Origin of the sequence: Stenotrophomonas sp. PS02297, from assembly GCF_029959705.1 — a bacterium.
GTDB lineage: Bacteria > Pseudomonadota > Gammaproteobacteria > Xanthomonadales > Xanthomonadaceae > Stenotrophomonas > Stenotrophomonas nitritireducens.
Genome location: NZ_JASCOS010000149.1, coordinates 1 through 7,462, shown reverse-complemented (window position 1 = coordinate 7,462; position 7,462 = coordinate 1). Strand labels below are relative to the sequence as shown.

The window sequence follows — 7,462 nt, the reverse complement described above, 5'->3', positions numbered from 1 at the left end:
CGGTAATGCCGGCCGCTGGCCGGCAGCTTCGGGATCATCGTCATTGCGGTTGCCGGCCAGCGGCCGGCACTGCCGCGGCGGCTCAATACAGGATGCGGGTGCGCAGCGTGCCGTCGATCGCGGCCAGTTCGTCGCGGATCGCGTTGGCCTGTTCCTCGGTGGCGGTGATGTCCACGACCACGTAGCCCAGCTTCGGGTCGGTGCGCAGGAACTGGCCGTCGATGTTGAGGTTGTGGCGCGAGAACACTTCGTTGAGCCGCGACAGCACGCCAGGCACGTTGCGGTGGATGTGCAGCAGGCGCAGGCTCTGTTCGTGCTCGGGCAGGGTCACTTCCGGGAAGTTGACCGCCGACAGGGTGCTGCCGTTGTCGCTGTAGCGGACCAGCTTGGCGGCCACCTCGATGCCGATGTTGTCCTGCGCCTCCAGCGTGCTGCCGCCGACGTGCGGGGTCAGGATCACGTTGTCGTGTTCGATCAGCGGCGACTCGAAGCGGTCGCCATTGCCCTGCGGCTCGACCGGGAACACGTCCAGCGCGGCGCCGCCGATGTGCCCGGAGCGCAGCGCCGCGTCGAGCGCATCGATCACCACCACGGTGCCGCGCGCGGCGTTGATCAGGTGCGCGCCGCGCTTCATCTTCGCCAGCTGGGGCGCGCCGATCATCCATTGCGTGGCCGCGGTTTCCGGCACGTGCAGGGTGACGACGTCGGCGCGGGCGAGCAGGTCGTCCAGGCTGGCGGCCGGCTGCGCGTTGCCCAGCGACAGCTTGGTCTCGATGTCGTGGAAGATCACCTGCATGCCCAGCGCCTCGGCGAGCACGCCGACCTGGGTGCCGATGTGGCCGTAGCCGACGATGCCCAGGACCTTGCCGCGCACCTCGTGGCTGCCGGCGGCCGACTTGGACCAGCCGCCGCGGTGGCATTGCGCGTTCTTCTGCGGCACGCCGCGGGTCAGCATGATGGCTTCGGCGATCACCAGCTCGGCCACCGAGCGGGTGTTGGAATAGGGCGCGTTGAATACCGGGATGCCGGCCAGCTCGGCCGCTTCCAGGTCCACCTGGTTGGTGCCGATGCAGAAGCAGCCGGCGGCGATCAGGCGCTTGCCGTGCGCCAGCACCTCGGCGGTGAGCTGGGTGCGCGAGCGCAGGCCGACGATGTGCGCCTCGGCGATGCGCGCCTTCAGCTCGTCGTCCGGCAGGGCCTTGGTGTGGTATTCGATCTGCGTGTAACCGGCCGCCTTGAATGTTTCCACCGCGGTCTGGCTGACCCCCTCCAGCAACAAAACACGGATGTCCTGCTTCGGGAACGAGGTTTTCTTCGGCGACATGGCGGTGGCGGCTGTGCGAGCGGAGGGAGTTGCCGACTATGCCAGAAGCGACCGGCTCTTGTGCACTGCGACACCTGGTAATGTCTTGATAACCCGACAGTTTCAGCTGAATCCATCGCCGCCGCCTGCTGCCGCTGGACGTGCCGCGCCACGGCTGGCAGGCTTTCCGGTTTCCCCTGCCGAGCACCCCCGCCGCCATGACCGACCCGCGCCTGGACACCCTGCTGCAATCCTGCCCGGGGCTGCGCCTGAAGACCGATCCGGCCGACCTGGAACACTACGGGCGCGACTGGACCCGGCGCTGGACGCCGGCGCCGCTGGCCATCGCGTTGCCGGGCAGTGTCGAGGACGTGCAGGCGGTGGTGCGCTGGGCCAATGAACACAAGGTCGCGGTGGTGCCGTCCGGCGGCCGCACCGGCCTGTCCGGTGGCGCGGTCGCGGCCAACGGCGAACTGGTGCTGAGCCTGGAGCGGCTGAACAAGGCGCTGGACTTCAACGCGGTGGACCGCACCCTGACCGTGCAGGCCGGCATGCCGCTGGAAGCCGTGCACAACGCCGCCCGCGAACACGGCCTGCTCTACCCGGTGGACTTCGCCGCGCGTGGCTCCTGTTCGATCGGCGGCAACATCGCCACCAATGCCGGCGGCATCCGCGTGATCCGCTACGGCAACACCCGCGAATGGATCGCCGGGCTCAAGGTCGTGGCCGGCAACGGCGAACTGCTCGAGTTCAACAAGGGCCTGATCAAGAACTCCAGCGGCTACGACTTCCGCCAGCTGCTGATCGGTTCGGAAGGCACGCTCGGCATCGTGGTCGAGGCCACGCTGAAGCTGACCGACCCGCCGCCGGCGACCAACGTGATGCTGCTGGCATTGCCGTCGTTCGAGGTGCTGATGCAGGTGTTCTCCGCGTTCCGCGAGCGGATGCAGCTGGAAGCGTTCGAGTTCTTCACCGATCGCGCCGTGCACCACGTCACCGCGCATGGCGCGCCGTATCCGTTCGCCGAGACCTACCCGTACTACGTGGTGACCGAATACGCCGCGGCCGACGAGGCGGGCGAGGCCGCGGCGCTGGCCGCGTTCGAACACTGCATGGAGCAGGGCTGGGTGCTGGATGGCGTGATCAGCGCCAGCGAGGCGCAGGCGCAGCAGCTGTGGCGCCTGCGCGAGGGCATCACCGAGTCGCTGGCGCGCTACCGGCCGTACAAGAACGACGTGTCGGTGCGCATCTCGGCGATGCCGGCCTTCCTGGAGGAGGCGCAGGCGCTGATCAGCGGCGCCTATCCGCAGTTCGACGTGGTCTGGTTCGGCCATATCGGCGACGGCAACCTGCACATCAACGTGCTCAAGCCCGAGGATGGCTCCGACGCCGAATTCCTGGGCCAGTGCGAGCAGGTGACCAAGCTGCTGGCGCAGGTGCTGCACCGCTTCCACGGCAGCATCTCGGCCGAGCACGGCATCGGCCTGGTCAAGAAACCCTATCTCTCCAGCACCCGCGATGCGGCGGAGATCGCGCTGATGCGCGGGGTCAAGCAGGCGTTCGACCCATTGGGGTTGATGAACCCGGGCAAGCTGTTCGACCGCTGAGGGCGCAGCGGCGGGCCGCCGGGAACGGCAGCCCGTTATGCTTGCCTCCCGCTCCACGATTCCCGCGCACCGATGATCCGTCCGATCCTGTTCCTTGCCCTGGCCGTCCTGCCGTTGTCGGCCCTGTCTTCCAGCTTCGCCGGCACCACCGCCGGATCGGCGGCGGGCGCGTCCTCGCATTCCAGCAGCAGCTCGTCCGGCGACGACAAGGTGGTGCTGGACGCGCGCGACGATGCCGCGGCGTTCGTCGCCAGCGAGGGCGCCATCCGCGGCGCCTGGCTGGAAGCGGCCCTGCTGCACCTGCGCGAGCGCGACGCCGCCGCGCGCGAGGCCAGCGACATGGCGCTGGCGCGGAAGATCCTGGCGTTGTGAGCGCCGCCTGCCGGCGGTGGCGCCGGCATTGCTGGACGCTGCTGCTGTGCGCGGCAATCGCCGCGCCGGTGCAGGCCGCACTGCGGATCGAGGTCGCCGCCGATGGACTGTCCGCGCAGGAACTGCAGGCCAGCCGGCAACTGATCGAACAGGTACTGGTGCGCCTGCCAACACCGGTGCGCGACGGCCATGCGCTCGCCTTGCGCCTGCGCTGGCGGGACGACCTGCCAAGCCATGTGGCCGGTCGCGCGCGCGGCAGCGAACTCGGCCTGGACCAGCGCCTGCTCGCGGCATTGCCCGGCGACGGGGCAGGCGCATCGACGCCGGCCTGGCGGCGGGCGCAGGCGGCGCTGATCCACGAACTGGCGCATGCGCTGGACCGCTCCGTGGCGGGCGGCTGGTCGCACGATGCGCGCTTCCTCGATCTGGCCGGGTGGCAGGTGCGACCGCTGCTGCCGGGCCGCGGCCGCAACCGTTTCCTGCTGCGCAGTCCCGACCGGTACGAACTGCACAGCCCGGCCGAGTTCTTCGCGGTCAACCTGGAGCACTACCTGCTCGACGTCGACAACGCCTGCCGGCGACCGGCACTGCACCGCTGGTTCGCCGCCGCGCTGGGACCGTTGCCGGCGGCGGCCGAAGCGACCTGTGCATCGGCGTTGCCGTTCGTGGAAGCCGGCGCGCAGGACGGCATGGCCGGCCTGCTGGAACTGGACCCGGCGCGCGTCTACGAGGTCGACTACCTGCTGGCCGAGGGCAACGGCCAGCCGATGAGCCGCTGGGGCCACAGCATGCTGCGGCTGGTGGTCTGCGCGCCCGGACGCGCGCCGGGGCCGGCGTGCCGGATGGACCTGCAGTACCACCGGGTGCTGTCCTTCCGCGCCTTCGTCGGCGACGTGCAGTTGTCCAACTGGCGTGGCCTGACCGGCTCGTATCCTTCGCGCCTGTTCGTGCTGCCGCTGGACCGCGTGGTCGAGGACTACACCCGGGTCGAACTGCGCGGGCTTTCGTCCGTGCCGCTGCGGTTGCGACGCGAGGAGATCGCCGCGCTGCTGGAACAGGCCGCGCGGGTGCACTGGACCTATGACGGCCGCTATTACTTCGTCAGCAACAACTGCGCGGTGGAAACCTGGAAGCTGCTGCATGACGGCGTGCCGCGACTGGCCGGGCGCCGGCTGTCGTCGATCACGCCGGTCGGCCTGCTGCGCCGCCTCGAGCGCGGCGGGGATGCGGTTCCGGTGTCGCCCGGCGACCGCGCCGCGGCGGTGCGAGCCGGTTATTACTTCGAATCGGACGCGCCGCGCTACCGGCAGTTGTTCGAGGTGGTGCGCGCGGGCCTGCAGCCGCCGGTGGCGGATGTGGAGCGATGGCTGGAGCTGCCGCCGGGCGAGCGCCGGCGCTGGATGGACGCGGACGACGAACGCGTGCTGGCCGCCCTGCTGGTGCTGGAGCAGGCGGCGTGGCGACGCGGCGAACTGCGCGTGCGCGACCTGCTCAAACGCAGCCTGCTGGCGCGCGGTGGCGACGCCGCGGCACTGGAGCGCGTCCGCGGCCTGCTCGCGCAGGCCGGCCTGCTGCTGGCGCCGGGCATGCTGGCCAGCGAGGGCTACGGCCTGCCGTTGGAGCGCGAGCGCGCTGTCCTCCGCCGCGACGTGGCCGGGCGCACGCAGGCCGCGGGCGACGAACGGCGCTCGCTGGACGCAGCGCTTCGGGACCTGTTGCCGGAGGCCGAACGCGCGCGCCTGCTGGGCGTGGAGTCGAATCTGGATCACCTGCGCCAGCGCCTGCGATTGCGGTACGTTAGCGGCACCGAAGCCGCCGGCGTGGATCCCGTGCCGCGGCCGTGAACGCCAACGGAGACCGCGTTTGAACCAGCAGCCGCACTACCTGCCGCGTCATGACGAGGACAGCCGCCTGATGCAGGGCATGATGCAGCTGCGCTCCTGCGCGATCCTTGAGCTGGACGACGACGGCCTGATCCATAACGGCACCGCGGGCGTGGAATCCATCTACGGCTATGCCCGAGAGGAACTGCGCGGGCGCAGCTTCGCCAGCCTGTTCAGCCGCGCCGACCAGGAACGCGGGATGCACCTGGCGCTGCTGGCGCGGGTGCGGGAGCAGGGCATCGAGCAGTCCGCCTGCCCGCTGGTGCGCAGGGACGGCACCCGCTTCCGCGCGGCGCTGACCATGGAGCGGGGCGTCTTCGACGGCGGCGCCCCGCGCATCCTGATGGTGGTGCGCGACATCACCGAGTTCTTCCAGAACCAGAAGCGGGTGCAGGAGGCGCAGGAAAGCGCGATGCGCGCGCAGCGGCTGGACGCCTTCGGCAAGCTCACCCTGGAGCTGGCGCACGACTTCAACAATCTGCTGTCGGTGATCGCCAATAGCCTGGACATGCTGTCCGCGCGCCGGGCCGAGGACGAGGGCACGCGGCGGCTGCTGGACCTGGCGCACCGCGCGGTCGAGCGCGGTACCGGGCTGACCCGGCAGATGCTGGTGTTCGGCCGCGGCCAGGCGCTGGTGCCGCAGCTGTGCCGGGTCAACGACCTGCTGGTGGCCTCGCGGGATCTCTACCAGCGCGTCTGCGGGGAAGGCGTCCAGGTGACGCTGGATCTGGCGGATGACCTGCCGCCGGTCGCGGTGGATGTCGGCCAGCTCGAAGCGGCCCTGCTGAACCTGCTGGGCAACAGCCGCGATGCGATCGGCGGGTGCGGCGACGTCTTGCTGCAGGCGCGGCTGGAACAGCGCCCGGTCGCGTCCGGCATCGGCAGCGCCGGCTACATCCGCGTCACCGTCGGCGACAGCGGGCCGGGCATCGGCCGGGAAATCCGCGACACGGTGTTCGAGCCGTTCTTCACCACCAAGCCCGAAGGCCAGGGCAGCGGGCTGGGGCTGAGCCAGGTGCATGGCTTCGTCGCGCAGTCCGGCGGCATGGCCGAGATCGGCACGTCCACGCTCGGCGGCGCGGCGGTGTCGATGTATTTCCCGGTGGCGGAGGGCGCGTCCGGCGCATAGCGCTGGCAAGCGGCGGCCACTCGGAGGTTGCGGGCCAGGCGCAGGCGGTTTTTCCGATAGCCGCTCCTGTGCCCGCGTCGAAGTCGTCGCTCACGCCCAGGCCCCGAAGCGGTAGCCGGCAAAGGCCAGGTACTCGTGCTGGCCGATGGACGGACGGTCGCCGGTCGCGCCCAGATCGATGTACGACCAGCGCACGCCCCGGCGCAGGCCTTCGTTCCCGGCCGCTTCGGGTTCGACCGGCCAGGCATCGCCACTGCCCAGCTTCCGGGGTCGGTCAGACAGGCCGGGGGCGGACCTCCGCCGCGGCGAGAGTGGTGGCCGCAAGCGGCAGGAGGGACGGGAGACAGCGGCAGGAGGGCGCCGGTCGGTCGGGGCAGGAAAATGTCCCGGGTGCGCCGTCGCGGATGGGGAACTGCCGCGTCATCGGCGCGCCGCCACCGGTCTTCATGGACGACGACGGCGCCACAGGGGCGCCGTCGTTTGCCGCTTGCCGCCGGATCAGTCGGCGCGGCCGCCGAACTCGCCGGTGGTGGTGTTGACCAGGATGCGTTCGCCGTTGGTGATGTATTCCGGAACCATGATCTCGATGCCGGTGTTCAGCTTGGCCGGCTTCGGGCGCTTGGTGGCGGTGCCGCCCTTCAGTTCCGGCGGGGTTTCCACCACTTCCAGGGTCACGTGCTGCGGCATCTGGATGGCGACCGGCTGGTCGTCGATCACCTGCACGTAGATGCCGGCCAGGCCCTCGGTGATGTAGCCGGCGTCGTCGCCGATCACGTCCGCGTCCAGCGTGTACGGGGTGTAGTCCTCGTCGTCCATGAACACGAAGGCATCGCCGTCCATGTAGGAGAAGGTGGACTGGCGGCGCAGCAGCTCGACTTCCGGCAGGTTGTCGTCGGCGTCGAAGCTGGCGTCGAGCTTGTTGCCGCCCGGCACGCTGTACATGATGAAACGGAAGCGGACGTTGCCGCCGCGGCCCTGCGGCGAGCTGCGCTCGATGTCGCGGATCTGGTAGACGCCGTTGTTGTATTCGACGACGTTGCCTTTCTTGATATCGCTGGCTTTCATGCTTGGAAAGTCGGTTGGGGTAAGGGATGAATTGAAGCGGGCGCCTTGTGGGCGCCCGCGGGGTGGCTCACTTGGGCGCCCGGCGCCCCGCGCCGTCCAGGCG

The 7,462-nt window shown here is 70.2% G+C and carries 6 protein-coding genes; 4 read left to right on the top strand and 2 right to left on the bottom strand.

What is annotated here, in order from left to right:
- Positions 1-82: 82 nt before the first annotated feature.
- Entirely contained in the window at positions 83-1,324 is a 1,242-nt protein-coding gene (gene serA, locus QMX80_RS17485; RefSeq protein WP_282278447.1) for a phosphoglycerate dehydrogenase, read from the bottom strand.
- Positions 1,325-1,521: 197 nt separating this feature from the next.
- Between serA and QMX80_RS17480 the strand changes: the two genes are divergently transcribed.
- The 4 genes from QMX80_RS17480 (at position 1,522) to QMX80_RS17465 (ending at position 6,294) form a co-directional block, all read left to right on the top strand.
- Positions 1,522-2,910: an FAD-binding oxidoreductase gene (locus tag QMX80_RS17480; protein WP_282278446.1), complete on the top strand. Its 1,389-nt coding sequence runs from the start codon at positions 1,522-1,524 to the stop codon at positions 2,908-2,910.
- Between the two features lie 72 nt (positions 2,911-2,982).
- Positions 2,983-3,282 carry a DUF2388 domain-containing protein gene (locus tag QMX80_RS17475; RefSeq protein WP_055765215.1) on the top strand — a complete coding sequence of 100 codons (300 nt, stop codon included), beginning with the start codon at positions 2,983-2,985 and terminating at the stop codon, positions 3,280-3,282.
- Entirely contained in the window at positions 3,279-5,126 is a 1,848-nt protein-coding gene (locus QMX80_RS17470; protein WP_282278445.1) for a DUF4105 domain-containing protein, read from the top strand. The genes QMX80_RS17475 and QMX80_RS17470 overlap by 4 nt, the downstream gene beginning before the upstream one ends.
- A 19-nt stretch (positions 5,127-5,145) precedes the next feature.
- Entirely contained in the window at positions 5,146-6,294 is a 1,149-nt protein-coding gene (locus tag QMX80_RS17465) for an ATP-binding protein (RefSeq protein ID WP_282278444.1), read from the top strand.
- 498 nt (positions 6,295-6,792) lie between these two features.
- On the opposite strand, the gene yeiP is transcribed toward QMX80_RS17465, so the two are convergent.
- Positions 6,793-7,359 (bottom strand): elongation factor P-like protein YeiP, encoded by a 567-nt coding sequence (gene yeiP, locus QMX80_RS17460; RefSeq protein ID WP_055773125.1) that lies wholly within the window; start codon positions 7,357-7,359, stop codon positions 6,793-6,795.
- Positions 7,360-7,462 lie beyond the last annotated feature (103 nt).

Coding starts and splice junctions, on each gene's coding strand:
- yeiP (WP_055773125.1), bottom strand. CDS start 7,359: ATGAAAGCCAGCGATATCAAGAAAGGCAACGTCGTCGAATACAACAAC.
- QMX80_RS17475 (WP_055765215.1), top strand. CDS start 2,983: ATGATCCGTCCGATCCTGTTCCTTGCCCTGGCCGTCCTGCCGTTGTCG.
- QMX80_RS17480 (WP_282278446.1), top strand. CDS start 1,522: ATGACCGACCCGCGCCTGGACACCCTGCTGCAATCCTGCCCGGGGCTG.
- serA (WP_282278447.1), bottom strand. CDS start 1,324: ATGTCGCCGAAGAAAACCTCGTTCCCGAAGCAGGACATCCGTGTTTTG.